This window comes from Xenorhabdus ehlersii (genome assembly GCF_003610465.1).
Taxonomy (GTDB): Bacteria; Pseudomonadota; Gammaproteobacteria; order Enterobacterales; family Enterobacteriaceae; genus Xenorhabdus; species Xenorhabdus ehlersii.
On the sequence record NZ_RAQI01000001.1, the window covers coordinates 885,126 to 909,692 of the forward strand.

Consider the following 24,567-nt stretch of genomic DNA (forward strand, 5'->3'; position numbering starts at 1 on the left):
TTCCTTCAATTATTTATTGGTTGTGACACAAACAGTCAGTGCGTCTCTTGGTCTCTAATAATTGATATTTATTATTTAACAAATCAAGTTTAAATAGCTTTCCATCTAATGTATCACCTATATTTAGAATAATTTTCAATGCTTCATTTGCCTGATGTAATCCTAAAATACCCGGAATAATTCCAACTACACCATTCTCAGAGCATGAGGGGGACAAAGTTGTTGGTGGAGCTTCGGGGTAGATACAGCGGTAGCAAGGAGAATAAGGTTGAGTACGTGCCATTACATGGCCTGTAAATTGTTGTACGGCAGCAGAAATTAATGGTTTATTTGCCTTTACTGCAGCATCATTTATCGCATAACGAGCATTAAAGTTATCTGTACAATCGATGATTATATCGTAATCCTCCAGAATAGGCTGAATATTCTTGGTATTAATGGCAACATCTATGATTTTTATTTTGATGCCAGAATTTAATGCTTTTAGCGTATGAAGGGCTGATTCAACTTTTTTCTTTTGTAACATCGTTTCATTATGGATAACTTGCCGTTGTAGGTTACCTAAATCGACGATATCGTGATCAACAATGGCAATCTCACCTACCCCAGCGGCTGTCAAATAAAGCAGACAAGATGAACCTAGTCCCCCTGCTCCAATGACCAGTATTTTAGACTTCATGATTTTTAATTGTCCATGAAGTCCAATATCTTTTAAGGAAATATGACGTGCATATCGGTTTTTCTCGGTTTGGCTTAAGATTGTGGAGGGTTGTTCTACAGAATTACCTCCTGCTTTCCATGCTTCGAAACCACCCTCAAGAGAATATATATTAACGAAATTCAGTGCAATTAAGCCCAATGCAGCGTATTTTGAACGAAGCCCACTAGCACAAAACAGAACAATTGGATGATCTAGTTCAATTTGTCTGTTTTTTAGCTCAATTTCCAAAAAACCTCGTCCTAGGGTTAATGCTCCGGGAATTGTGCCATTAGCAAATTCATGGCTTTCCCGAACATCCACCAATAGAAAGCTATTAAGTTCTTTTAATGCATTAATTGTTATTGTTTCAACATCTTGAATATCACCCATAATATTGCTCATATTAAAGTCTGTTTTTAGATGAAAAACTAATTTTAATTAAAATTATATGGTTAATAATTTTAGTCGTGATTTAGACATGGCCGCATCGCGGCCATGTAGTATTATTCTTGCCACTCTTTGTTGGAAACTACACCTGTAATATCTAACAACAATTCATTTTCCGCATCGGAATTTTCTGCATTCAGTTCGGCTACAGCAATTTCCAATTCTTGAGCTTTATCCATTTTATTTTCCTTCTATATATGTTTGTAAGAGTGTAAAAAATGTCAATATACGCACCATTTTACATTTTATGTTGCGAACAAAACCCATGTTAATTTAATGTGTTTTTTTGTCAAAAAAATGTTCTATCTTGTATATGAAATATTGATAAATGATAACGGCATTTCTGATATTGGCTAGGAGAAAATATATCCGTTATTCCGCACAGCGATATCTGTAATACAATGATTTTAAAGCGTTTGCATAATACTTGCGTAAATATTAATTTTTAATTAAAACAATGGATTAAGAATACGATTCGGAATGTAGATGTATCTTCAGGTCACATATTTTATGATCTCTGATTTAAATTATCTGGGATATACACCTAACGCGTTGGATTATATTTTGAAGTTATTGTTAATTAAATTTAAATTTAAATTTAAATTTGACTGACAAGAGTATATGTAGATACATTGCTTGGGCATTAACTTGCAGGTACTCCCGTCGTTCCTAAACATTGAGTTATGTCGGGTATACAACATTATTAGGGCATATCTCTATCATCGATAGTTCCTGCTGATAACCACTTTAACCTACTTAGAGCGACACTGACGCGCTATGCTTGTCTTCTCCGAGTTACCGGGCTAATACATTAACCCAGTAACTCGGAGAGCTGAAAAACACCTTCCAGAGAAAACTTTTTTGCTTACCCCCTGTATTAAAGAATTAGGGATAAAACTGTTCACCCTGTTCACCTTTGAATATTTTTGTTTAAATTCATATTGTTAAAGGTTGATGACTTGAAATAAAACTCATCACCACTCTTCACCTAACCGTTCACCTCAAACTAAGATAAGGTGAACAGAGGTGAAGACTTGTGAACAGTTTAAAAATAACTATTCACCCTATAATATATTGATATATCTGGTTTAAATTATAGAGTGAACAGGAATGAACACTTTTTTATATTTCTTTGAAAAATGTCTGTAATCAGAAAGAATTATTCTTCTGGTAGGTTATCCCTTGTCAATTTTGGCAGCCACTCGATGGCAGTATCAAGATCCAGACTCAGATTGCTGCGAATACCCTGTTTGCTTTTCTTGCGCAGGTATTGCTGGTTGTACTCTGCCAATGCGCCCGGCATATCCATGCCAAAGCGGGTCACGGAAACGGGTTTATTCAGGTTATTGCCTTTCATATAAGCAAGGTAAGCGTGGTAAAGGTATTTGCGGGGATTGAACGGCATAATTTCTGCATTGCCGATGAGCAAGCCGTCAGCTTCATCGGACGCAATCAGGTAGCCGCAGAAATCGACCAGTGGATCGGTACCGCGTTTGATATCCAGTGCTTCTGCGGACTTTTGTTGCTCTGCCAGTAAACGCCTTGCGGCTTGTGAGTCAGCAAACCGATGCAACAGGTGCCGGATAATCACAGGCAGTTCTGTTGCGATTTTGTCCCGCAAGAGCGGATCGCGTTCATTCTCCGGTACGACTTCGGAAAAATTGAAGATTACCCGACGCCGTGATACGCCACCACTGCGATCACTGAAACTCATGGCATTATTATTCACCGCCAGTACCACAGCAGGAATGCGGGTTGAGTAGGGCTGTTTATGCTTTGGATCGATAGCCACTTCATCGCCGCCTGTAATGGCCTTAATACCTGAGCCATCGCCCACATAGCGGGTCTGGTCTGGCAGGATAATCAGCGAATAGCCGACAATCAACGCCCGTTCCCGTGGAATTTCTAATGCAGACATACTTGCTGAAACAGTATTACCTTTACCCGCCAGCATGGAACAAATTTCAGCAAAGATACTTTTGCCGCTGCCTCCGGCACCAGTGACTTCCAGAAATAGCTGCCAGTCGTAACGGTTCGCCAATACCATAAACAGTGCCGCCAGTACCCGATCAAACTTGTTCTCACAGTTGACTGTTGCCCGGTTAAGCCAGTGCCAAAAATGTGAAGCATGGTCTTTCAGGGTTTCCCCCGAAACAGGGGAATTGAATTCAACCTCATTAGCCAGCAGCAACCAATCATGTTTACGATGAGGCCGGAACTGGCAGGATTTCAGGTCAAACACGCCGTTGCTGAATCCGATTAAGTGACGTTCTGGTGGCTGCATCATAGGAAGCTGTAATTTGAGAGCATCCACGGCAGAGCTGATGCCATGCGGTGAATACGGTAGTTTCTCTTCCATAAAGGCAACCACCATTTCCCGTCGTAAATCGCGGTCACTGACCGGACGCCAGACAATACCATCATAGTGATGGATGGTTTCCGAAGCGCCATCCAACGCCAAATTGCTGTCATAACGCGCCAGCAACACTTCTCCGCGCTGGCTGGCACCCATCTGGCATAATGTCAGCTTAGAAGACTCGACGTCATTGGGCTGAATAGCTTCTTTTTTCTTTGTTGGTGTCGGTTGATAAAGCCCCTGAACAAAGGCCAGCTCTGCTATTTTCACACTATTTTTCTGACGATAATCATCCCAATCGGCTTTAACAGCATCCGGTGGTAACGTGACCCAACCATTCACCGCAAGGGCAGCTTTTTCTGCTGAGATCTTGCCGACATTCACTTTGGGTTTGCCGTTCTTATCCAGCTCGCCGGGAGAGTGCCAATCATTATCCGCTGCAATAATGATTTTTGTGTCCGGCCAGCGTTCCCGAATGGATTTGGCAACAGAAGATAAATTGCCCTCATCCAGCGCCGCCAGAACAGTACCTTTATAGAGCTGGCTAACCGTGAGTGCTGTGGCGTAACCTTCGGTGATAATTACCGTCTCCGGATGCTCTTCCAGCGCTGTCAAGGGAATAAACGCCCCTTTTTTCTGGCTACCGGGGAAGAATTTTTTCTCGCCATTGGGTTTAATGATCTGCGCCCCGGTGACTTGTTTATCCAGTGCTGTCAGTACCAGCACTGTCGAATTATCAAACAGTAGCCGCTGATCAAGATGTTGCAGACCCTTTGCAGCCAGATAAGGCGATTGCCCCACGACAGTTTGCGCCATCAGTGCTGCCACTCTTTCAGCAATCGGTAGTGTTGGATGGGTTTCTTTGGTTGGCTTGGGATCTGGTAAAGGTAGCGCCAGTACATTAGCGACAACTTTTGCCGCCTCAGTAACAGAGATCCCTTTGGTTTTTGCCACTAAATCCAGTCCATCACCATAATTCGGCGCGTCACACTGACGGCAATGCCAGTTGCCGTGATGGTGATCATCGATAAAGTGGAAACGGTCAGTACCACCGCAGATGGGGCAGGCGCCATGCTTTCCCTTTACCGGAACAGTAATACCGCAAGCGGGCAGCAGGTTTTGCCACGAATACATGGCGGATGTTTTTACGGTCTGGATCAGATCAAGCGGTTTTTGATTGCCCGCTGTTTTTTGAACTGTAAATTCAGGGCGAGTTTGGGTATGCTGTGTATCAGCCATAATTTTTTACCTTACGAATGGTTATTGGTTAAACGCCTCAGATGTGTTCTCAGCACGCTGGGGCGTTGTGTTTTATAGTAAATGTCTTATGTCATAGTCTTTTGTTTGTTATGCCGCTCGCGATTCAGCAATACGCTGGGCAATCCAGTCATCAATCTCTGCTTCAATAAAAGCAACGGAACGCGGGCCAATCTTGACCTGCTGCGGGAATGCGCCGTCGCTAATCAGTTTGTAGATCCATGCTTTGCTATAACCCGTTCTGCGTTGCACTTCTGGCAAACGAATCAGGCTTGTTTTCAATGCTGCCATTGTCATGTCACTTCTCCTGTTACCCAGTCCCTGAAATATCATCGTGGACGCTGTTTGATGACAGGCGGATTATTTAAAAAGCAAGACTTAATGAACAGCGTTAATTGTTTTTCTTCCGATGAAAATTAACGGGTTGCAAATTGTACTAGCGGTTTTTCCTGTCACGCAGCGGTTTGGCGAAGTCATAGGGTGTGATTGACTTTTCCCTGTTCGCATCCAGATAATCCGCCCACCACTGCACCATCAGCCGCCGTTCGTCCAGATGTTTGGATGTATGAATATACGCCGCCCGGACGTTGTTTCGTTCGATATGACTGAGCTGGCGTTCGATGGCATCATCGCTCCACAGGCCGGATTCGCCCATTGCACCGCGCGCCATTGTGCGGAAGCCATGCCCGCAGACATCGGTTTGGGTGTCATAGCCCATCGCCCGTAGCGCCTTATTGACGGTGTTTTCACTCATAACTTTCGCAGCATCATGATCACTGGGGAATACCACTTCGCAGTTGCCGCTCAGTACGCTCAACTCTTTGAATAACGAGACAGCTTGACGGCTCAGCGGCACGATGTGATCCGTTTTCATTTTCATGCCGCGCTCAGAAAAACGAACGCCTTTGATGGGTTTTCGTGTAGCGGGAATTTTCCAGACAGCGTTTTCAAAGTCGATTTCCTGCCAGCGGGCAAATCTCAGTTCGCTGGAACGGACAAACGTCAGCAGTGCCAGCTCGACAGCGATTTTGGTCAACAGGCGCCCGCGGTAAACAGACAATCGGCTCAGAAAATCCGGTAAATATTCATGGGGCAGGGCAGGATGGTGACGGGATTTTGCGGTGGTAAGTGCGCCTACCATGTCATTAGCCGGGTTGGATTCCAGAATATCATTCTGGACGGCGTAGCGCATGATGGCAGTGATACGCTGGCGCAGCCGCTGGGCGATATCGTGTTTGCCCTGTTCATCAATGGCCTTGACGGGGGCTAAAAGCTGGCTGGTACGTAACGTGGTAATATCGCGTGCGCCGATATGCGGGAAAATAGACTGCTCAAGGCTGCGCAGCACTGTTTGGCTATGTCTGTCACTCCAGCGTTTGTTACTGGCGTGCCATGCACGGGCGACTTCTTCAAACGAATTGACTTTGGCGGGCGTTGGGGTGCCTTTCTTTTCGGCTTTGGGATCGATGCCCTGTGCCATCAGCTTTTTGGCTTCATCCCGTTTAGCACGGGCATCGGCTAATGATACCGCCGGATAAACGCCGAACGCCAGACGATCTTCTTTCTTATCGGTGGGGCGGTAATACTTCATGCGCCAGTATTTCGAGCCGCGTGACGAGACTTCTAAATAGAGACCGCCGCCATCGGCGAGTTTGTAGGTTTTTTCTTTGGGCTTTGCAGTTTCGATTTGCCGGGCGTTTAGTTTCATTATTAAGGGCATTCCTTGAATCGAACGGTAAGTGCCCCGAATTATGCCCTTCGCTGCATCTTGATTGCAACAGACGAAACTAGACGTAGAAATAGGAAATAGTATTAATTTTGCAGGATTTACTAAGAATTGTTTGACTGGGCTGGACTTCACTGGAAGTTGAAGTGGTGCCCGGAGGCGGAATCGAACCACCGACACGGGGATTTTCAATCCCCTGCTCTACCGACTGAGCTATCCGGGCTAACGGGGCGCATTAAACCGTATTCAGCCCAATCCGTCAAACACTTTCTGCATAAATTTATTTATGTGCTTTTAATTCACACAATAAGCTATAAATATAAACAAAACGGAGAAGCAATTGCTTCTCCGTTTGTTATTTCTCTACTATCCGTTGCTAATTTGTTATCAACTATCTTCGATAGCTTTTCTGTGCATTGTTCACTTTTATCAAATAGCGACGTGATTCAGCAGCAGGGTGTTTATTGGTTAGAGTTGCATAAATATCACCAGGTTCCATTGAATTGATGATTTGAACCGCTTTCTTTTTATCATTGGAGAATACGCGTAATACACTGCCTGCACCGCCATTGTAAGCAGTGATAACGGCATATCGACGTGAAGTTGCGTTTTTGATTTCCCCTAAGTATGTATTTTGCAATATTGATAGATAGGCAGTACCGGCATCAATATTGTTTTCAGGATCGAAGAGATAATTGCGGCTAGGCTGGCCTGACTTTCCTTGCATCTTGAAAACATCTCGTCCGGCGGTGTGTTGCATTACCTGCATAAGGCCCAAGGCATCAGAACGGCTGACGGCATAAGGGTTAAAACTGGATTCAGTCTGCATGATGGCAAGGATCAGGGATTCATCAACGCCATATTTTATGGATGCTTTGCGAACGATAGGAAGATATTTATGAGCGCGTTTATCCAAATGGTTAGGAACCAACTGTATGGTGACTGACCAAATGATGTGTAATCCCGATTGACGTTTTTGCAATTTATTTTGGATCAGATAATTGGCAAAATGACGTGCGCGCCACTCCCAGCGAATGGGTTCACCAGTGTTATCCAGAACCTGTCCATATAGAAAGGGTTCTTTGCTGATCTGAATATCGTTGGTGTCGGAATAAAGATCGATAGTTCCAGGATCATCTCCCATCAGCAAAGTCGTAACGATCGCTTTGCGTAAATGTTCAGTGGGTTCAATTGGGGAAATGGTTTCAATCGTAATATTTCCCGTCTCAAAATTGATATGGCTACGGGTCTTATATTGATCTGTATATTTAACGTAATCTTTTGGGCCTGCGATTAAAACTTCCTGTAATCCCCAAATATTTTCAATATTATGGGCAAATTGTCCCATCAAAATATCGAATCCATTGGTGTCTTTTATATATTCTTCTCTGTATTCAACGTCTTTTTTGCCAGAACAGGAAATTAGAAGTGGAGCAAGGAGGATCAGAGCCAGCAGTCTTTTCATTTTACAATGCCGTTGGATATTAATGCTGTTGGATATTCAGGTTTTAATCAATGTTTAGAGCCATACAAAATGGCTCTTATTATGTCAATCTATACGAATAGCGTAGTAATATTATTTTTCTGGAGGTGTATAACCGTCGATTTTAATGTCATGTCCTTCAAACAGGAATTTAACCATCTCTTGTTCAAGCAGTTTGCGATCTTCTGGATTCATGGTATTGAGTTTTTTTTCATTAATCAGCATGGTTTGTTTACTCATCCATTGTTGCCATGCTTCTTTCGAAATCTCATTGAAAATACGCTTGCCCAATTCTCCTGGATAGAGCTGAAAATCTTGACCTTCCGCTTCTCGTTGTAAAAAAGTGCAAAAAATAGTTCTGCTCATAATTAATCCTCAAATCCTCAAAATAGTGGGCAACTTAACCCAATTGTTGCAAAAGGTACTCAATGGGAGCTGCCAATCCAATAGTTGCTGGCTGACGTAAGTTATACCAAAGTCCCTTACTTTCATCCATGCAGGAATCAAAAGCTAAGATATCGATCTTAATAGGAACGATATCTAAATGAAAATGGCTGAATGTGTGGCGAAATGCTGTCAGTTGTTCAAGTTTGCTGTGTGAGATACCTGAATTTTTTAGCCATTGTTCCAGTGATATTTGATCAGTAAATTGCGGGAAAGCAAACAATCCCCCCCAAATACCAGAAAGTGGGCGCTGCTCTAGCCAGACCATATCGCCATGTTGCATTAATAAAAAGTAGGCTGTTTTTTCAGGAATGCTTTGTTTTGGTTTTTTCCCCGGATAGTTTGCCCAACTGTGATTGGCGTAAGCGATACAACCCGTATTAAGTGGACAAATCTCACATTTTGGTTTGCTGCGGGTGCAGACTATAGCGCCCAAGTCCATCATCGCCTGATTAAAATATTCGACACCTTGTTTGGGCGTTACGCGTGTGCTGATATCCCATAACTGGTTTTCAACCTCTTTTTTCCCCGGCCAGCCGTCAACAGCGTAGCAACGAGCCAAAACACGTTTCACGTTACCATCAAGGATCGGGTAATGCTTACCTTGGGACAATGAAAGAATGGCTCCGGCAGTTGAACGTCCTACACCGGGCAGGGCAACAACATCATCAAAGGTTGTTGGAAATTTACCCTTGTGCAATGTCACGATCTGTTGTGCGGCTTTATGTAAGTTACGGGCACGGGCGTAATATCCTAAGCCAGTCCATAAGTGGAGAACCTCATCCAGTGGGGCAGCAGCCAAAGAGGTAACATCAGGAAAACGTGAAATAAATTTTTGGAAATAAGGAATGACCGTCGCAACTTGAGTTTGTTGCAGCATCACCTCTGAAAGCCAGACGTGATAGGATGTTTTTTCCAACTGCCACGGCAGGGTTTTGCGGCCGTAGCGGTGATACCACTCAAGTACCACTTGTGAAAATTGCTCAGCTTCCATCATTAGAATAATTGTCTTTATATCTGGTAATTGTTTCGTGAGCGGGATTGCAACATAGTGTAACCTCAGTGTAAACCCGAACTTTGTTTCGAAGCATTACGCAAACATAGCATTAAAGTTGTGCTTATGGACACTGAACTTGATAAACTCAGCCATCTTTGCATAATTGCGCTCTCTTTGGGCAATCCTGCGGTACATAAAGTCCCAGACGCCTGAAAAAAATGTCTTTAGAAACTGACAAAAAGTACCATGATAAATAATGTAATTTCACCGGAATATGATGAAAATGGCAGGGCATTGCGCCGTGTCCGCAGTTTTGTGCGTCGGCAGGGGCGGTTAACGAGTCGCCAGCAACAAGCACTTGATAATGTGTGGCCAAGGATGGGAGTGGACTATCAGACAGAATTGTCCAATATGGAAGAGATCTTTGGTCGTGAAGCACCTGTTGTGTTGGAAATCGGTTTTGGTATGGGCGCATCATTGGTCACAATGGCAAGCGAAAATCCAGAGAGAAACTTTTTGGGAATCGAAGTTCATGTGCCGGGAGTTGGGGCTTGTTTGGCATCCGCAGAAGATGAAAATCTCAGTAATCTGCGAGTGATGTGCCATGATGCTATCGAAGTATTGAATAACATGATCCCAGATCAGAGCCTGGCAATGGTTCAGCTTTTCTTCCCTGATCCGTGGCATAAAGCGCGCCATAACAAACGTAGAATTGTGCAGCCTGAATTCGCTCAATTAATTAAAAGTAAACTGAAAATTGGTGGTGTCTTCCATATGGCGACCGACTGGCGGCCATATGCAGAGCATATGCTGGAGGTGATGAGCACAGCAGAAGGGTATCACAACTTATCGGAAAACGGTGATTATGTGCCACGTCCTGAGTCGCGCCCGGTCACAAAATTTGAGACGCGTGGTCAGCGGTTAGGTCATGGTGTATGGGATCTAATGTTTGAGAGGGTAAAATAATGGCTAAAAACCGTAGTCGTCGTCTGCGTAAAAAATTGCGTATTGATGAGTTTCAGGAATTGGGTTTTTCAGTAAAGTGGAACTTTCCGGCTGATACATCCGTTGAGGTTGTCGATAGCACAGTTGATGCCTTGATTGAAGAACTGATCGAGCCAAATGGCCTTGCTCTGGATGCCAGCGGTTATTTGCAATGGGAAGGTATTGTCTGCCTGCAAAAAATCGGCAAATGTACGGAAGAACATCGCCAATTGGTTGAGAGTTGGCTGAAAGATCGCGGTATGGAAGACGTTATCACATCAGAATTGTTTGATGTGTGGTGGGATTGATTCGCTGTTGCATAAGAAAAAGCGTATTACGTAAAAATAGCGCTGTATGCAGGGGCTCGTTAGGGGCCCCTGTTTGTCTGGAGAAAAAGTGGTGAAGGTAAGGTTCTCTAATTCGTTGTTGGCAGATATCTTAGAAGAAGTACGCCCTTTGATTGGTCAAGGAAGAGTAGCAGATTACATTCCTGCTCTGGCGGAAATTCCGGCAAATAATTTGGCGATGGCCATTTGTACGGTAGATGGGCAAGTTTTTAAAGCGGGAGATGCGGAAAAGCGCTTCTCCATCCAATCCATTTCTAAAGTGTTGAGCTTAACATTAGCGATGACACGTTATAAGGAAGAGGATATCTGGCAACGGGTGGGTACGGAACCTTCGGGACAGCCGTTTAACTCATTGGTACAGTTGGAGTTGGAAAAGGGAATTCCCCGCAATCCTTTTATTAATGCGGGAGCATTGATTATTTGCGATATGCTGCAATCTCGCTTGAGCGCACCTAAACATCGAATGCTGGAGTTTGTTCGTAGCCTCACAGGACAAAAAAATATTTCTTATGATGATATCGTTGCCCGTTCAGAAATGGAGCATTCCAGCCGCAATGCCGCGATAGCTTACCTGATGAAATCATTCGGTAATTTTGGGAATGATGTTATCACCGTTCTGCAAACATACTTCCAATACTGCGCCTTGAAAATGAATTGTGTTGAATTAGCTCAATGTTTTATTTATTTAGCCAACCAAGGACGAATGATGGATTCCGGTCAACAAATTTTGAGCCTTCGACAAACTCGTCAGATTAATGCACTTATGTTGACATGTGGTATGTACGATGGTTCTGGCGAGTTTGCTTTCAGGATCGGTATGCCAGGGAAATCGGGTGTTGGTGGTGGCATTATCTGTGTGGTTCCGGGAGAATTCACTGTTGCGGTATGGTCGCCTGAACTGGATAAATCCGGCAACTCATTGGCAGGTTGCGCAGCACTGGAAAAATTAGCAGGGCGTATTGGACGTTCTATCTTTTAATCTGTCTGTGTTTAACCTTAGAAATCAGGAGAATGTATGCTACGCAGGATCACGATTGCTGCATCATTATTATTTGCGTCTCAAGCCATTGTCACTCAGGCACAGGCGAGTTCTGAATGTCATGCGACACTTAATGATGACATTATTGTCACACCAAATTCTGTCCAAATTACAGGAGCGAGTGGAAACCTGAAAATATTGTCTGATGGTTCCATAACCAGAGAGGGTAAGGTGTTATCGCTGAATACAGAACAACGTAGTAAAGCTCAGCAATATCAACAGACGATCCGTCAGGATTTACCTTGGGTTAAGAAAGAAGCGCTAAGTCATTTGACGAATGCGCGCCAGTCACTGGATAAAGTGGTGGTCGAAACAATGGGTAAGGAAAGTAATATCCGTAACCGTTTATCTCAATTGGAATCTGGCCTCATTAAACAAATCGATAAAGTGATTGAAACCCGTGCTAATGGTTTTGCCTTTAATGCTCAGGCCGTCAAACAGGTAGAACCTGAAGGCCGGAAACTCATTGAACAGAGCCTTGGTGGTATTTTGCAGGATAGTATTAACGAAATGAGCCGTAAAAATAGTGACCAAAATGGTGACGGCAAACAAATGATAATGTCTCTTCTCGGTGGGTTAGGCGGCATGCAAAATGGTTTTGATGCAGAATGGAAAAAGCAGGAACAAGAATTAAAGCGTTTAAAAGCGGAAGTATGTAGCAAAGCCAGTCAATTAGAACAACAGCGCATTAGTCTTATGAATGAGATTAAGTAAAATAGGTTGTTTACCCTACAAGTAAATAAGAATCAATATGAAATTGATTCTTATTTTGTTGACATATTAATGTTGCCACCTAGAATGCAAGCCACCTCTTATTAATAGACTTAATTTAGGTGTAACGAATGAAAAAAATCTTGTCAATTGTTATTGCATCACTGCTTTCTGCTATCAGTTACTCTGCATTCAGCCAATCACCAGAATTAGTTACGCCAAATTCAGTGACAGCTCAGTCTGGTGATTATGCCACGGTGAAACATATTTCCGGCGAAACCCAGGTTAAAAAGAATCCAAAACGGGTGGTTTTATTCGATTTCGGAACTTACGATTCAATGGCGAAACTGGGATTGTCTGATCGAGTGATTGCATTACCCATTAATAATTTACCTGAATATGTGCGTACTGAATATGTGCGTAATAGTGTGTCTACAACTATGCACAATGCCGGGGGAATGAAAGAGCCGAATTTGGAAAAATTAGCGGAAATTAAACCAGATTTAATTGTCATTACCGGACGTCAAGGTGCTTTTTATGATCGTCTGTCACAAATAGCACCAACCATTAATTTAAGCACGGACAATAAAAACTATCTGTCATCCGTTGATAGTAATCTTAAATTGTTGGGTGAGTTATTCAATAAGCAGGATATCGTGAAAGCGCAATTTGCTGATTTGGAAAAAACGATTGCATCCGCTGAGGAAAAAGCAAAAGCAGCAAACAGTAAGGTATTAGTATTACTGCATAATGCGGGTGAGTTATATCCTAATAATCAGGTTATTGTTTACAATGTGATTAAAGCGCCTCGTGCTGTATTGCCGGTTACATCGGATAAAGACAAAAGTCGAATTGTGACGGCGGATATGATTGCACAAGCTAACCCTGATGTGATCTTGATTATCGACCGTAGTGAAGCAATTGGTGCAGGTAAATTAGAAAAAGATCAGTTTGAAAATGATCAAGTCAAATCAACTAATGCCTATCAAAATGGGAAGATAGTGTATTTACAGTCTGATCTCTGGTACTTGTCTGGCGGTGGTTTAGATAGCATGACGCGACAAATCAAAGCGGTTGCTGATGCATTATAATTTCATCACGTTGTAATTTCACAAATTAAAATTCTTTTTCTCTGAAGTTACCCTGAAGTCTGAATAGTGAGATTTCGGGGTATTTTTGACTCACTTATTACCCCTAACCCGTTATTGTTCCTAAATTGAAACAATCAAGCAAAATCATAACCTGGCCTTGCGGTACAGAAAATCTACGTTAGGATATTTCAAAAGGCATCCAATGGGGGACATAAGCATGATTATTAGTTCAACTGAATTTAAGAATAGTGATTTCTTGAAAAAAGAGCATGAATTTAATCAATTTGATGGCAATGGTGATAACCGTTCCCCCGAACTTGCTTGGGCGGACGTACCAGCCGGAACCAAAAGTTTTGCGATTACTGTCTATGATCCTGATGCACCAACGGGTAGTGGCTTCTGGCACTGGGTCGCTTTTGATATTCCCGTTGTAACACAATCCTTACCTGCAAATGCAGGGCAAAGTGATGGTAGCAAATTACCAACCGGTACAATTCAGAGCAGAAATGATTATGGCCTGTTTGGTTTCGGTGGTTGTTGTCCACCTGTGGGAGATAAAGCCCATCGCTATGTTTTCACTGTACATGCCTTATCGGTAGAGAAACTGGGAATTGATGCTGAAACAACAAATGCCGTTGCGCGTTTTATGATCCAGGCCAATACCTTGGCAACAGCTTCTATTACCGGCTACTACCAGCGTTAACCGAATCAATAATTCTTCCGTTTCCAGTAAGGGGTATCAATATGAGCAGCAAAAAAATTCAATGGAACTATGGGTTACAGCCGGAAGCGGTAGAGATCCTCGCTAATGATGGAGGCATGATCGTCTGCCCAACCAAAGTTGGCTACATTATCATGACATCTGATGCGCAAGGTCTGGAGCGTAAATTTGAGGCTAAGCTGCGTAATCGCAACAAGCCTGGTGTTGTTTTATGTGGTTCTTTGGAACAATTGAAAGAGTTGGCTCAGCTTAACGCGGAAATTGAAGAACTTTATCAAAGACATTGGGATGAAGACGTATTATTAGGTTGTATCTTGCCGTGGAAAGAAGAAGCGATAGCCCGTATTCCAGATGATGGTTCTAAAGAACTGATGATGGATCAACGTGGTACGAGCTGTTTCGTCATTAAATTTGGCAAACCCGGCGAAATCCTGGCAAAAGAACTGTGGGAAAAATATGGTAAGTTCTCTTTTGCCAGCTCGGCTAACCCATCAGGTAAGGGAAATCGCGGGCTGGTTGAATGTATCGGTGAGAGGATAGAAGAGCGGGCCGATCTGATTATCTGCGCTAATGACTATGTCAAATCTATCCAGCCAAATGAAACTGAGCAAACTCGTTATGAACAAGGTGTGATGGTTTCAATGGTAGATGAAAATGGTAAATTAGTTCCGCTGCAACAGGGGCAACGCGATATTACTCCATGTCCGGTATTAATCCGAAAAGGGTTGGATGTACATAAAATCATGGCAATGATGTCCGACACTTTCACTACCTGGGATTACCGTCACGGCAATTACTATTAATTATTGTTGATTAATAGTAATGGCTATTGATACCTCTGACAGATAATATCTTTGGCGGGTGCTGTTGTACCCGCTTGATATCTGTAGTTATGCTTTTTTTCCTTTCTCCAAATCTTGCCTTAGCTTGCGTTGCAAAGAGCTTGCAAATTTTTGTACACGCGAAGATAGCGTATTTTCTGATTTAAATAGTATCCATGCCTGATAAATATCCATGCTCCATTCTGGGAGAAGTCGTACTAATTTCCCTTCTGCCACGGCTTCATGAGTAACATAATCGGGGAGATAGGCAATACCCGCTCCTGACAGAGCGGAACTCATTAACGCCACACTGTTATTGATGCGAAATCGGCTGCGTACTTCAATATCCAGCTTATTTCTTTCCTTACGGAATGGCAGGGAAATCGTATGTGCAGGGCCACGAAATAGCAGATAATCGTAACGAGGAAGATCTTCAGGTTTCTCTATTGGAGAAAATGGGTTTATATAGTCTGGGGTTGCGTAAAGTCCCCAGGTGATATCAATTAAAGGCATAACAAGTGGATATTGTGGCGTTTCACGCCCTATGATGATGGCAATATCGCATTGGTCTTCTTCCATATTAATTGTTCTGTCGGTCAGTTCCAAATCGACACTGATATGAATATTACTGGCGATAAAGTGATTCAGGGCGGGAACAATACATTGGCTGCCAAAGGATACCGGCGCAATCAAGCGTAAGCTTCCCATCGGTTCTTCATGGAAATTACGTATAAAATGTTCAGCATTTTGGGCTTCGGTAAGGATCCGATGGCAGTATTGGTAATAACTCATCCCAACTTCTGTTACTTGAATTTTACGTGTAGTGCGGTTGAGTAATTGGGTGCCTAATCTTACTTCTAATTGTGCAATCTCGCGGCTGACAGAAGACTTGGATAGCCTTAACGATCTTGCTGCTTCAGTAAAACTCAGCGTCTCTACAACACGGGCAAAGACCACCATTGAGGTAAGATTCTCAATATTATTCATGCAATAACCTGATGATTTACTCGTAGGAACCAGCCTATAACATATCACATATCCTATAGTGATATGTCAGATTCAATGGGTAAGAATTTCCCATTTTGTGGACAACTGTTCCATAATGGAAACAGTGAATCATACGATGGTATTTCCCTACGTTAAGGAGTCGTAATCTTGTTAGGATGACAGTCTATTGAGTCTGTTTTTATCTTTCGGAGGGCAATGTGAGATGAGCCAAACTATTACACAAAAAATTCTTGCACGGGCAAGTGGGCGTGCGCAAGTCACTCCGGGTGAAGTGGTTTGGGCGAAAGTGGATATTCTGATGTCTCACGATCCCTGCACGCCAGGTGTAGCCAGCGTATTTAAAAAGGAGTTTGGGCAAGATGCAAAGATATGGGATCCTGAACGCTTTATTTTAATTCCAGACCATTTTGTCTATTCGGCTGACTCACAAGCTAACCAGAATATTCGGGTGATGCGTGAATTTGCCGCTGAACAGAACATAAAATATTTTTATGATGTTGGGACACCCAATTATAAAGGTGTGTGCCATATAGGGCTTGCAGAGGGAGGACATATTCGCCCGGGTGAAGTGTTACTGGGCACAGATTCTCATACTGTAACTGCGGGGGCTTTTGGTGCATTTGCCATTGGGTTAGGGATTACTGACGCAGCTTATGCATTAGGTACGGGAGAAATTCCTCTTAAGGTGCCAACAACCATTAGGGTCAATTTTACCGGAACCAAGCCAGCCCATGTTTTGGCTAAGGACATGATTTTATCTGTATTGTCAGAGTTAACTGTCGATGGTGCAACCTATCAGGCTATAGAGTTTGGTGGTAACGTTATTGATGAGTTATCAGTAGAAGAGCGCATGACGATTTGCAATATGGTCGTTGAGTGTGGAGCTAAAAATGGCATTATGGTTCCCAATCAGGCGACTCTGGATTATTTAGCAGAAAGAAATAATCTCCCGTTTGAAATTGTCTACCCTGACGAGGATGCACAATATAGCCGTGTGTTAAATATTGATGTTTCCACGATGCAGCCAAAGATTGCCAAACCCCATTCTCCGGATAATGTCGTTTCCATTGAGCAGGTAGCCAATGTTGCCATTTCTCAGGCATATATTGGTTCTTGTACCGGGGGCAAGCTGGAGGATTTTGTTGCGGCAGCCCGCGTTATCAAAGGGCATAAAGTGATAATTCCAACTTATGCAGTACCTGCAACAAAAGAAGTTTTCCATAGAACGATTACGACCCAAATCGATGGCGTTTCTGTCTACCAGATTTTAAGCGATGCGGGAGTGAAACTTTCTTCTGAATCAGGGTGTGCCGCTTGTTGTGGTGGCCCGCCAGATACTTTTGGCCGCGTCAATGAGCCAATATCAGTCATATCCACCACCAATCGCAATTTTGTCGGCAGAATGGGGCATAAACGCGCCAATATTTATCTCGCTTCTCCTTATTCTGTTGCCGCGGCTGCTATTACTGGTCAAATAACAAATCCTAAGGAGTTTTTATGAGTGAGTTAAAGGAAAGTATCATTCGGGGTGAGGTTTATGTATTGACCGATAATATTGATACTGACCAGATTCTTTCAGCGGAATATCTCAAGGTCAATCCTTCTACTCCTGAAGGATACGCTCAACTGGCTTCGCTGGCGATGTGTGGATTACCGGAAGGTTCACTGCCTTTTATTGATGAATGCAAGGGAAAAGCGAAATACCCGATCATTGTGGCAGGGCAGAATTTTGGTTGTGGATCTTCACGTGAACATGCTGTGGCAGCCTTAGGTGCTTCAGGGGTGAAAGCGGTGCTTGCTCAATCTTATGCCCGTATATTCTTTCGAAATTGTGTATCAACTGGCCAGTTATTGCCCGTTGCAGCCCAAGAGCGCTTGTGTGACCAATTAGTCACGGGAGACAGTATTGAGATTGATATTGAAAACCAGACTGTCATTCTGTTGAAAAATGGTGAAAAATATCAAACCGATCCTATTGGTGAACTTGCCAATATTGTCTCTGCCGGAGGGCTATTTTCTTACGCCCGTGCTTCAGGCAGAATAAGATGATATTGAAAACAGCCATCTTTTCTTAATAGATGGCTGTTTAATTTAGAAAAATTCTGGTGATAATTTTATTCTCTCTTGATTTATTTTTCCTTTTATAAATTTTAATGTGATTAATTCACTTAAGATTTTTATAAGATATTGTTGGTAGTATAATGACATGTTTGGAATAATATTATTTGGAGGTTTAAAATGATTAGTGTTTACAAATTTGACAGGTTGGAAAACAAAGATATTTTTAATGCTCTTGATATAATTAATGTTAATCCTTATGAAAATTATATTAATTTTAAGCATGAAGTTAGCAATCTTATTTTGTTGGGAAAAGTACCAAAGAAATTTGTAGAAGTATGTCATAAAATAAAAGATGAAAGACGACTATATGGTATTAATGCACAGCTATTGAAAAATCTTCCTATTGATAGAGTTATTCCTGAATTCGATCAGGAAGACCCTGTGAATGATAAATACAGGAAGAAAACAACATTTATTGGAGAAAGCCTGTTAGAACTTTTCTCACAGTTAACTGATTCTCCTCTACTGGCTTACCAGACACGCAATAACGGTGATTTCTTTCATGATGTCTACGCCCATAAGAAATATTCTAATACACAAACGCAAAAAACTGATGGTGAACTCTATTTCCACAATGATCGTACCGCGCATCCTGTGAGAGCGGATTTTCTTAGTTTACTTGGTATGCGTTGTAGTGAACGAAATTTGATTTATACAGGTTATCTTGATGGCAAGGATATACTTTCTTACCTAAAGCCAGAATCGCAGCACTGGTTACGTCAACCTTGGTATATGACTCCTTATGACGAATATTCAAGAGACTCTAACAAAAAACAAATTTACTCTGAAAAGCATATCATTCTTGAGAACATACATACTTTTCGTTACTACGATACCCGTACTACCTATTTATTAGATGCCCCTAAAGAAGCTATTGAGGCTCTTCTTGAATTGAAAATTGCTATCACTAAAGCAAAAAAGGAACATATTTCTATTAATAGCGGAGATTTATTTTCTTTTGCAAATCAGGATTCACTACATAATCGTGAAATTATCAAGGTTGTTGATAAAAATGCTGCGGAAAAGCGTTGGTTACTTAAAACATATAGTTTCAGAAATGAAGAGTGTTTAAATAAATATAGAGAATATTTTCATCCAGAAATATCTGGTCTTGTTCAGGAATAATTATAATGTTTTCTAATATGAAATATTACCTTTATCTGGTAATGCTGTTTGATTAAGAGAGAACTAAGTAATGTGGGTAACTATGTGCACTGGTTAAAATATAGCTCTAAAAACAATATTCCCTCAGATTCTAACCAATAAAACTGCACCTTTTAATTTTTAGGTGCAGTTTATTTATAAGTTTATTTCTTCAAAGAAACAGCTCTAGTAAGGAATTCAGGAATAGTTTTCCGTGCTTGGTGATTTGCCAATGTGTATCGCTTTCAGTGATATAGCCTTTCGTCAGTGCCTCGTCAATTTGTGGACGAATGACACTTTCCGATAATCCGGTGAAATCACTGAAATCCTGGCGTGGCATCGATTCCAGCAAGCGAAAACGGTTCATGAAAAATTCAAATGGACGATCTCCATTATCCACCTGATTTTGCTGATCCAGATAATTCCCTTGCATATAACCGCGTGGATGTTTGGTTTTTACCGTACGGAGAATACGGCCATCTGCAAACGAAATTTTGCCATGTGCTCCGCAACCAATCCCCAAATAATCACCGAAACGCCAGTAATTGAGATTATGCTGGCATTGATAACCGGGTTTGGCATAGGCCGAAGTTTCATATTGTTGATAACCCGCCTCTGTCAGTAATTGATGGCCTTGGGAAAAAATATCCCATAACGCATCATCATCCGGTAAGACCGGAGGGCGAGAACCGAAACTGGTATTGGGTTCAATCGTTAGTTGATACCAGGACAGGTGGGGGGGCGATAACTCAATAGCCTGACGTAAATCATTCAATGCTTCATTGAGTGTTTGGTTAGGCAGGCCATGCATCAAATCCAGATTGAAACTGCGTAATCCAAGCCCGTTAGCCAATTTAGCTGCCCGTTTGGCCTCTTCCGGGCCGTGGATACGCCCTAAACGGATAAGTTTATCTGAACCAAAACTTTGTACACCGATAGAAATGCGATTGATTCCCGCTTGCTGATAAGCACTGAAACGAGCAGCTTCAACGGTTCCCGGATTGGCTTCCATTGTAATCTCTGCTTGCGGAGAGAGTGGCAGTGAAGCCCTGACCCCATCAAGCAATCGTTGCATACCTTCGGCGCTTAACAGACTAGGGGTTCCTCCACCGATAAAAATCGTTGATACCTCACGATCACCAATCATTGGTAGATCCACATGCAAATCTGCCAATAGATGATCAACATATTCCTGATGCGGTACATCCCCTTTTAAGGCATGTGAATTAAAGTCACAATAAGGGCATTTCTGCACGCACCACGGAATATGAATATAAAGACTCAGAGGTGGCAACTTAAGCATTACGCATGGCTTCCAATAACATTGCTAATGCTTTCCCACGGTGTGAAATGGCATTTTTTTGCTCACGAGTTAGCTCGGCGGCTGTACAGTTAAATTCAGGAGCATAAAAAACGGGATCATAACCAAAACCGCCTTTTCCAGCCGGTTCACGGGTAATCATGCCTGACCAGCGACCGTGATATACCAGAGGGGTAGGATCTTCTGCATGGCGTAGGAAGACCAGTACACAATTGAATTGAGCCTGACGCTGTTCATCAGGAACATCGCGCATGACTTGCAATAATTTTTCCAGGTTCTCCTGATCGGAGGCATTACTGCCTGCATAGCGAGCGGAATAAATACCTGGTGCACCACCTAATGCGTCAACCGATAACCCAGAATCGTCGGCAATCGCAGGTAAACCGGTCACTGCTGCGGCATGGCGAGCTTTGATGATTGCGTTTTCAATAAAAGTGAGACCTGTTTCATCGGCTGAATCCACACCTAATGCGGTTTGAGCCACGATATCTAAGCCAAAATCAGCTAATAAATCAGCCAATTCACGTACTTTACCTGCATTTCCCGTGGCGAGAACAACTTTTTGCATTGCCATTTATTTTATTAACCTGTATATCCAATTAATCTATGTATCTAATTGATCTGTTTATCTAATTAACTTGCGAACATTGAAGCCAGCCACCCCATTACATCGTAGCGCAGGGCATTCAGTGCGTAGAGAATAAGAATGACAATCATGGCAGAGAAATCAAGGCCGCCCATAGAAGGGATAATGCGGCGGATAGGTGCCATTAGTGGTTCAGTTAATTGAATCAGGACATAATCCACAGGGTTGCGTCCTTGGCTGATCCAGCTTAATAACGCGCGGGCGATCACTAACCAGAATACGAGCTTTCCGGCAGCAGTCAGTAACTCAATCACGCTAAACAAGAATATGGCACCAGAAGGGACTAAAAATTGCCCTGTGGCTAACCATATCGGCAACAAGATCTTGATAATAATCAGCAGGTAGGAGAGAAGTACGGACGCGGTATCAATGGGACCAATGGCAGGAATGACTCTGCGTAATGGGCGTACCACAGGTTGGGTAATTTTAACGATAAATTGTGAGAATGGATTATAAAAATCACAACGTGCCCACTGCATCCAGACACGCAGTAGTAAAACGGCAATATATAAATCCAGAATGGTGAAAAAGACGAAGTTTAAGAATTGCATGTAGCAGCCCTGATTGAATTAAACCAATTGAATTAAAATAATTTTTCCATTTCCTGTGCTCGGCGAATGGCTCCTTGCATGGCATTGGACACAATTTCAGGCAGCTTGCCTTCATAAAAAATGCGCAATGCTTCAGCCGTTGTACCGCCTTTAGATGTTACCTGCTCACGCAGGATAGCAAAAGGAAGATCTTTTTGCGTTTCAGCAAGTTTAGCTGAACCTATGGCTGCTTGCAGGACAAGTTCTCTGGCCGTTTCACTGTCAAATCCCAGACGTTCCGCTTCTTGTTGCATCGATTCCATGAACAGGAAGAAATAAGCAGGGGCACTGCCTGCGATGGCGATAATATCGTTGATACCGTTTTCATCATTTACCCAGCTGACTTTCCCGACACTACTCATTAGCGATGCTGCAAAGTCGCGATCAGCTTGCCCGATATGCTCAGGCGCAAACAATCCACTCATCCCTTGCCCTACAAGCGAAGGGGTATTTGGCATAATGCGGATAATATTGAGATTATCCTGCAAGAGCGTATAAAAACGGGACACTGGAATACCAGCAGCAATAGAAATAACCAGTTTTCCACTGAAATCGACGTATGAGTGCAGTGATCCACAAACTTCTGCCATCATTTGCGGTTTAACCGCCAGAACGATGACATTGGCTTCTTGTGCGTAACGAATATTATCGCCTTGACTATTAATGCCATATTCTTTTGCCAGCACATCACGGCGGGCGGTAGTTGGAGAACAGACAGTGATAAGTTCGGCAGGATAACCTTTGCTGACTAAGCCGGCAATAATGGCATGAGCCATATTTCCTGCGCCAATAAAGGTGATTTTACGATTTTCCATTAGATAATCTCGTCTATTAATCAGTTAATTTAAGGTATTGAATCAGGTGATTTTCATTTTCTATATTAAGACTTGTACTGACGGGCACCGAATATTGCCATTCCAATCCGAACTAGTGTAGAACCACAAGTAATAGCGGCTTCCATATCATCCGTCATGCCCATTGATAGTGTATCAGCTTGGGGATATTGCGCTTTTAGCTTAATCAATGCTTGTTCCATTTGGCGAAAAATGGCAATTTGGCGTTCAAAGTTGTTTTCCGGTGCAGGTATTGCCATCAATCCGCGCAATACCAGATTAGGCAATCCATTAATAGTTGCAGCCAATTCGGTTAACTCTTCCAACAAAATGCCTGATTTGCTCTCTTCTCCACTGATATTAATCTGGATCAGAATATTAAGAGGCGGCATGTTTTCAGGACGTTGCTCGCTTAAACGTTGGGCGATTTTTACTCTGTCAACGGTATGACACCAATCAAAATTTTCTGCAACCAAACGACTCTTGTTCGATTGTAATGGGCCAATAAAGTGCCACACTAAATCGTCACGGTTAGTAAAGTATTGGATCTTTTCAACCCCTTCCTGCACGTAATTCTCACCAAATTCCCGCTGGCCATTGGCTATGGCTTCTGCGATGGCATCCACAGGTTTGGTTTTACTGACTGCAAGCAAAGTAATTTCTTCTGAAGAACGTCCGCATTTTTGCGCTGCAAGTGTCATGCGGTTCCTGACATCGTGAAGATTTTGTTCGATATTGTTCATAATTGACTCAGGAGATAAAAAAATGAATATGGAAAAATGGGTGTCCCTTAGTGTAAAGCATAATGCTTCCGATCTGCATCTTTGTGTCGGGCAAGTTCCGGTTTTGCGTATCAATGGTGTGTTATACCCACAGAGACAATATGAGGAAATTCAACCTAATACCCTTATAACATGGAGTGAAGAAATATTATCGGATGCGCAGAAACAGCAGTTACATAAGCACGGTCATGTCGATTTTGTGGTAACAATGCCAGATAAACAGCGACTCAGGGGAAATCTATTCTATCAACAATCTCATTTATCATTGGTATTGCGATTGATTGAGAATAAATGCCCGACATTGGAACAACTCTATGCGCCTGACATCATCCAGCACCTTACCTTGCAGGAGATGAGTGGATTGATATTAGTGACAGGTGCGACAGGAAGCGGTAAGTCTACTACGCTGTCAGCTATGATTAATGCTTTGAATAGCCATGTTTGTAAGCACATCATTATGTTGGAAGATCCAATAGAATTTGTTCACCGAAGCCGAAATTGTTTGATACAGCAAAGGCAGATTGGTAAAGATGTCGAGGATTATCAAACGGCATTGAAAGGAGCATTACGCCAAGATCCAGATGTGATCCTGCTGGGAGAATTACGGGATAAGGAGACGATCAGGTTGGCTTTGACAGCGGCTGAAACGGGGCACTTGGTTTTGTCAACGCTGCATACCCGTGGTGCAATTCAGGCGATAGATCGTCTGGTTGATGTTTTTTCCGCAGAAGAAAAAGGTTGGATTTGTAGCCAGCTGGCCGGAAGTTTAAAGGCAGTTATTTCTCAGCAATTGCTTCCTGCTAAAGATGGTGGAAGAGTAGCTATTTATGAAGTTTTGGTCATCAATCAGGCTGTTAGTCATTTGGTAAGAGAAGGCAAGAATCATCAAATAGCATCATTAATGCAGACTGGTGCTGCTTGCGGTATGCAAACTTACGAGCAAAGCCGAAAACAACGCAATTCGTTGGGGTTGCTGGGATAAACTGCTTACGGTAATAG

At 42.6% G+C, this 24,567-nt stretch carries 25 protein-coding genes and 1 tRNA gene; 11 read left to right on the forward strand and 15 right to left on the reverse strand.

The features are described from left to right. Window positions 1-13: 13 nt before the first annotated feature. The 9 genes from moeB to mutY all read right to left on the reverse strand — a co-directional run bounded on the left by moeB (window position 14) and on the right by mutY (window position 9,410). On the reverse strand, window positions 14-1,090 hold the full coding sequence (gene moeB, locus BDE27_RS04235) for a molybdopterin-synthase adenylyltransferase MoeB (RefSeq protein ID WP_167450543.1): 1,077 nt from the start codon (window positions 1,088-1,090) through the stop codon (window positions 14-16). A 113-nt stretch (window positions 1,091-1,203) separates the two neighbouring features. Next, on the reverse strand, window positions 1,204-1,326 hold the full coding sequence (locus BDE27_RS20160) for a hypothetical protein (protein ID WP_255430643.1): 123 nt from the start codon (window positions 1,324-1,326) through the stop codon (window positions 1,204-1,206). 980 nt (window positions 1,327-2,306) lie between these two features. Beyond that, window positions 2,307-4,742: a toprim domain-containing protein gene (locus BDE27_RS04240; protein ID WP_099130999.1), complete on the reverse strand. Its 2,436-nt coding sequence runs from the start codon at window positions 4,740-4,742 to the stop codon at window positions 2,307-2,309. 108 nt (window positions 4,743-4,850) lie between these two features. Then, window positions 4,851-5,057, reverse strand: coding sequence for a helix-turn-helix transcriptional regulator (locus BDE27_RS04245; RefSeq protein WP_099131000.1), 207 nt, complete (start codon window positions 5,055-5,057; stop codon window positions 4,851-4,853). Between the two features lie 139 nt (window positions 5,058-5,196). Then, window positions 5,197-6,468 carry a tyrosine-type recombinase/integrase gene (locus BDE27_RS04250; RefSeq protein ID WP_099131001.1) on the reverse strand — a complete coding sequence of 424 codons (1,272 nt, stop codon included), beginning with the start codon at window positions 6,466-6,468 and terminating at the stop codon, window positions 5,197-5,199. 165 nt (window positions 6,469-6,633) lie between these two features. Next, window positions 6,634-6,709 (reverse strand) — tRNA-Phe (locus BDE27_RS04255). A 168-nt stretch (window positions 6,710-6,877) separates the two neighbouring features. After that, window positions 6,878-7,951, reverse strand: a complete 1,074-nt coding sequence (mltC, locus tag BDE27_RS04260; RefSeq protein ID WP_099131002.1) for a membrane-bound lytic murein transglycosylase MltC — start codon at window positions 7,949-7,951, stop codon at window positions 6,878-6,880. A gap of 111 nt (window positions 7,952-8,062) precedes the next feature. Next, window positions 8,063-8,335, reverse strand: a complete 273-nt coding sequence (locus BDE27_RS04265) for an oxidative damage protection protein (RefSeq protein WP_099131003.1) — start codon at window positions 8,333-8,335, stop codon at window positions 8,063-8,065. A gap of 34 nt (window positions 8,336-8,369) precedes the next feature. Next, window positions 8,370-9,410 carry an A/G-specific adenine glycosylase gene (gene mutY, locus BDE27_RS04270; RefSeq protein ID WP_099131004.1) on the reverse strand — a complete coding sequence of 347 codons (1,041 nt, stop codon included), beginning with the start codon at window positions 9,408-9,410 and terminating at the stop codon, window positions 8,370-8,372. A gap of 246 nt (window positions 9,411-9,656) precedes the next feature. Here mutY and trmB point away from each other — a divergent pair, with 246 nt between their 5' ends. The 7 genes from trmB to BDE27_RS04305 all read left to right on the forward strand — a co-directional run bounded on the left by trmB (window position 9,657) and on the right by BDE27_RS04305 (window position 15,106). After that, on the forward strand, window positions 9,657-10,376 hold the full coding sequence (trmB, locus tag BDE27_RS04275; protein WP_099131005.1) for a tRNA (guanosine(46)-N7)-methyltransferase TrmB: 720 nt from the start codon (window positions 9,657-9,659) through the stop codon (window positions 10,374-10,376). Further along, window positions 10,376-10,702 carry a YggL family protein gene (locus BDE27_RS04280; RefSeq protein ID WP_099131006.1) on the forward strand — a complete coding sequence of 109 codons (327 nt, stop codon included), beginning with the start codon at window positions 10,376-10,378 and terminating at the stop codon, window positions 10,700-10,702. The genes trmB and BDE27_RS04280 overlap by 1 nt, the downstream gene beginning before the upstream one ends. Before the next feature lie 46 nt (window positions 10,703-10,748). Next, window positions 10,749-11,720 (forward strand): glutaminase B, encoded by a 972-nt coding sequence (gene glsB, locus BDE27_RS04285; RefSeq protein ID WP_099131007.1) that lies wholly within the window; start codon window positions 10,749-10,751, stop codon window positions 11,718-11,720. 36 nt (window positions 11,721-11,756) lie between these two features. Continuing rightward, a complete protein-coding gene (locus BDE27_RS04290; RefSeq protein WP_099131008.1) occupies window positions 11,757-12,494 on the forward strand; it encodes a DUF2884 family protein in 738 nt (245 codons plus the stop codon). A gap of 128 nt (window positions 12,495-12,622) precedes the next feature. Continuing rightward, window positions 12,623-13,582 (forward strand): siderophore ABC transporter substrate-binding protein, encoded by a 960-nt coding sequence (locus BDE27_RS04295; protein ID WP_099131009.1) that lies wholly within the window; start codon window positions 12,623-12,625, stop codon window positions 13,580-13,582. A gap of 217 nt (window positions 13,583-13,799) precedes the next feature. Then, entirely contained in the window at window positions 13,800-14,285 is a 486-nt protein-coding gene (locus BDE27_RS04300; protein WP_099131010.1) for a YbhB/YbcL family Raf kinase inhibitor-like protein, read from the forward strand. Window positions 14,286-14,326: 41 nt separating this feature from the next. After that, window positions 14,327-15,106: an L-threonylcarbamoyladenylate synthase gene (locus BDE27_RS04305; RefSeq protein WP_099131011.1), complete on the forward strand. Its 780-nt coding sequence runs from the start codon at window positions 14,327-14,329 to the stop codon at window positions 15,104-15,106. A gap of 87 nt (window positions 15,107-15,193) precedes the next feature. Here the strand turns inward: BDE27_RS04305 and BDE27_RS04310 are convergent, their stop codons facing one another. Further along, window positions 15,194-16,111, reverse strand: a complete 918-nt coding sequence (locus BDE27_RS04310) for a LysR family transcriptional regulator (protein WP_099131012.1) — start codon at window positions 16,109-16,111, stop codon at window positions 15,194-15,196. A 223-nt stretch (window positions 16,112-16,334) separates the two neighbouring features. Here BDE27_RS04310 and BDE27_RS04315 point away from each other — a divergent pair, with 223 nt between their 5' ends. From BDE27_RS04315 to BDE27_RS04325, 3 genes are all read left to right on the forward strand, one after another. Then, a complete protein-coding gene (locus BDE27_RS04315; protein WP_099131013.1) occupies window positions 16,335-17,633 on the forward strand; it encodes a 3-isopropylmalate dehydratase large subunit in 1,299 nt (432 codons plus the stop codon). Next, window positions 17,630-18,181: a LeuD/DmdB family oxidoreductase small subunit gene (locus tag BDE27_RS04320; RefSeq protein WP_099131014.1), complete on the forward strand. Its 552-nt coding sequence runs from the start codon at window positions 17,630-17,632 to the stop codon at window positions 18,179-18,181. The genes BDE27_RS04315 and BDE27_RS04320 overlap by 4 nt, the downstream gene beginning before the upstream one ends. 189 nt (window positions 18,182-18,370) lie before the next feature. After that, window positions 18,371-19,378 carry a taurine catabolism dioxygenase TauD gene (locus BDE27_RS04325; protein WP_099131015.1) on the forward strand — a complete coding sequence of 336 codons (1,008 nt, stop codon included), beginning with the start codon at window positions 18,371-18,373 and terminating at the stop codon, window positions 19,376-19,378. Between the two features lie 190 nt (window positions 19,379-19,568). Here BDE27_RS04325 and hemW read toward each other — a convergent pair whose 3' ends face one another. From hemW to BDE27_RS04350, 5 genes are all read right to left on the reverse strand, one after another. Continuing rightward, a complete protein-coding gene (gene hemW / locus BDE27_RS04330; protein ID WP_099131016.1) occupies window positions 19,569-20,699 on the reverse strand; it encodes a radical SAM family heme chaperone HemW in 1,131 nt (376 codons plus the stop codon). After that, the gene (locus tag BDE27_RS04335; protein WP_099131207.1) at window positions 20,692-21,285 is read right to left on the reverse strand and encodes an XTP/dITP diphosphatase; all 594 of its coding nucleotides are present in this window, start codon (window positions 21,283-21,285) and stop codon (window positions 20,692-20,694) included. The genes hemW and BDE27_RS04335 overlap by 8 nt, the downstream gene beginning before the upstream one ends. A gap of 65 nt (window positions 21,286-21,350) precedes the next feature. Further along, a complete protein-coding gene (locus BDE27_RS04340; RefSeq protein WP_099131017.1) occupies window positions 21,351-21,914 on the reverse strand; it encodes a YggT family protein in 564 nt (187 codons plus the stop codon). Between the two features lie 32 nt (window positions 21,915-21,946). After that, window positions 21,947-22,768, reverse strand: coding sequence for a pyrroline-5-carboxylate reductase (gene proC / locus BDE27_RS04345; protein ID WP_099131018.1), 822 nt, complete (start codon window positions 22,766-22,768; stop codon window positions 21,947-21,949). Between the two features lie 65 nt (window positions 22,769-22,833). Next, window positions 22,834-23,529 (reverse strand): YggS family pyridoxal phosphate-dependent enzyme, encoded by a 696-nt coding sequence (locus BDE27_RS04350; RefSeq protein WP_099131019.1) that lies wholly within the window; start codon window positions 23,527-23,529, stop codon window positions 22,834-22,836. Window positions 23,530-23,551: 22 nt separating this feature from the next. On the opposite strand from BDE27_RS04350, the gene BDE27_RS04355 reads away from it, so the two are divergent. Then, a complete protein-coding gene (locus BDE27_RS04355; protein WP_099131020.1) occupies window positions 23,552-24,550 on the forward strand; it encodes a type IV pilus twitching motility protein PilT in 999 nt (332 codons plus the stop codon). The last annotated feature ends 17 nt before the right edge of the window (window positions 24,551-24,567 follow it).

Bases quoted from the DNA above. Each gene is read 5' to 3' on its own strand.
- BDE27_RS04245 (WP_099131000.1), bottom strand. From the start codon at position 5,057: ATGACAATGGCAGCATTGAAAACAAGCCTGATTCGTTTGCCAGAAGTG.
- moeB (WP_167450543.1), bottom strand. From the start codon at position 1,090: ATGGGTGATATTCAAGATGTTGAAACAATAACAATTAATGCATTAAAA.
- BDE27_RS04315 (WP_099131013.1), top strand. From the start codon at position 16,335: ATGAGCCAAACTATTACACAAAAAATTCTTGCACGGGCAAGTGGGCGT.
- BDE27_RS20160 (WP_255430643.1), bottom strand. From the start codon at position 1,326: ATGGATAAAGCTCAAGAATTGGAAATTGCTGTAGCCGAACTGAATGCA.
- BDE27_RS04240 (WP_099130999.1), bottom strand. From the start codon at position 4,742: ATGGCTGATACACAGCATACCCAAACTCGCCCTGAATTTACAGTTCAA.
- hemW (WP_099131016.1), bottom strand. From the start codon at position 20,699: ATGCTTAAGTTGCCACCTCTGAGTCTTTATATTCATATTCCGTGGTGC.
- BDE27_RS04265 (WP_099131003.1), bottom strand. From the start codon at position 8,335: ATGAGCAGAACTATTTTTTGCACTTTTTTACAACGAGAAGCGGAAGGT.
- BDE27_RS04310 (WP_099131012.1), bottom strand. From the start codon at position 16,111: ATGAATAATATTGAGAATCTTACCTCAATGGTGGTCTTTGCCCGTGTT.
- BDE27_RS04305 (WP_099131011.1), top strand. From the start codon at position 14,327: ATGAGCAGCAAAAAAATTCAATGGAACTATGGGTTACAGCCGGAAGCG.
- glsB (WP_099131007.1), top strand. From the start codon at position 10,749: ATGCAGGGGCTCGTTAGGGGCCCCTGTTTGTCTGGAGAAAAAGTGGTG.
- BDE27_RS04250 (WP_099131001.1), bottom strand. From the start codon at position 6,468: ATGAAACTAAACGCCCGGCAAATCGAAACTGCAAAGCCCAAAGAAAAA.
- BDE27_RS04350 (WP_099131019.1), bottom strand. From the start codon at position 23,529: ATGAACAATATCGAACAAAATCTTCACGATGTCAGGAACCGCATGACA.
- mltC (WP_099131002.1), bottom strand. From the start codon at position 7,951: ATGAAAAGACTGCTGGCTCTGATCCTCCTTGCTCCACTTCTAATTTCC.
- proC (WP_099131018.1), bottom strand. From the start codon at position 22,768: ATGGAAAATCGTAAAATCACCTTTATTGGCGCAGGAAATATGGCTCAT.
- BDE27_RS04280 (WP_099131006.1), top strand. From the start codon at position 10,376: ATGGCTAAAAACCGTAGTCGTCGTCTGCGTAAAAAATTGCGTATTGAT.
- BDE27_RS04335 (WP_099131207.1), bottom strand. From the start codon at position 21,285: ATGCAAAAAGTTGTTCTCGCCACGGGAAATGCAGGTAAAGTACGTGAA.
- BDE27_RS04295 (WP_099131009.1), top strand. From the start codon at position 12,623: ATGAAAAAAATCTTGTCAATTGTTATTGCATCACTGCTTTCTGCTATC.
- BDE27_RS04355 (WP_099131020.1), top strand. From the start codon at position 23,552: ATGAATATGGAAAAATGGGTGTCCCTTAGTGTAAAGCATAATGCTTCC.
- trmB (WP_099131005.1), top strand. From the start codon at position 9,657: ATGATAAATAATGTAATTTCACCGGAATATGATGAAAATGGCAGGGCA.
- BDE27_RS04320 (WP_099131014.1), top strand. From the start codon at position 17,630: ATGAGTGAGTTAAAGGAAAGTATCATTCGGGGTGAGGTTTATGTATTG.
- BDE27_RS04325 (WP_099131015.1), top strand. From the start codon at position 18,371: ATGATTAGTGTTTACAAATTTGACAGGTTGGAAAACAAAGATATTTTT.
- mutY (WP_099131004.1), bottom strand. From the start codon at position 9,410: ATGATGGAAGCTGAGCAATTTTCACAAGTGGTACTTGAGTGGTATCAC.
- BDE27_RS04300 (WP_099131010.1), top strand. From the start codon at position 13,800: ATGATTATTAGTTCAACTGAATTTAAGAATAGTGATTTCTTGAAAAAA.
- BDE27_RS04340 (WP_099131017.1), bottom strand. From the start codon at position 21,914: ATGCAATTCTTAAACTTCGTCTTTTTCACCATTCTGGATTTATATATT.
- BDE27_RS04290 (WP_099131008.1), top strand. From the start codon at position 11,757: ATGCTACGCAGGATCACGATTGCTGCATCATTATTATTTGCGTCTCAA.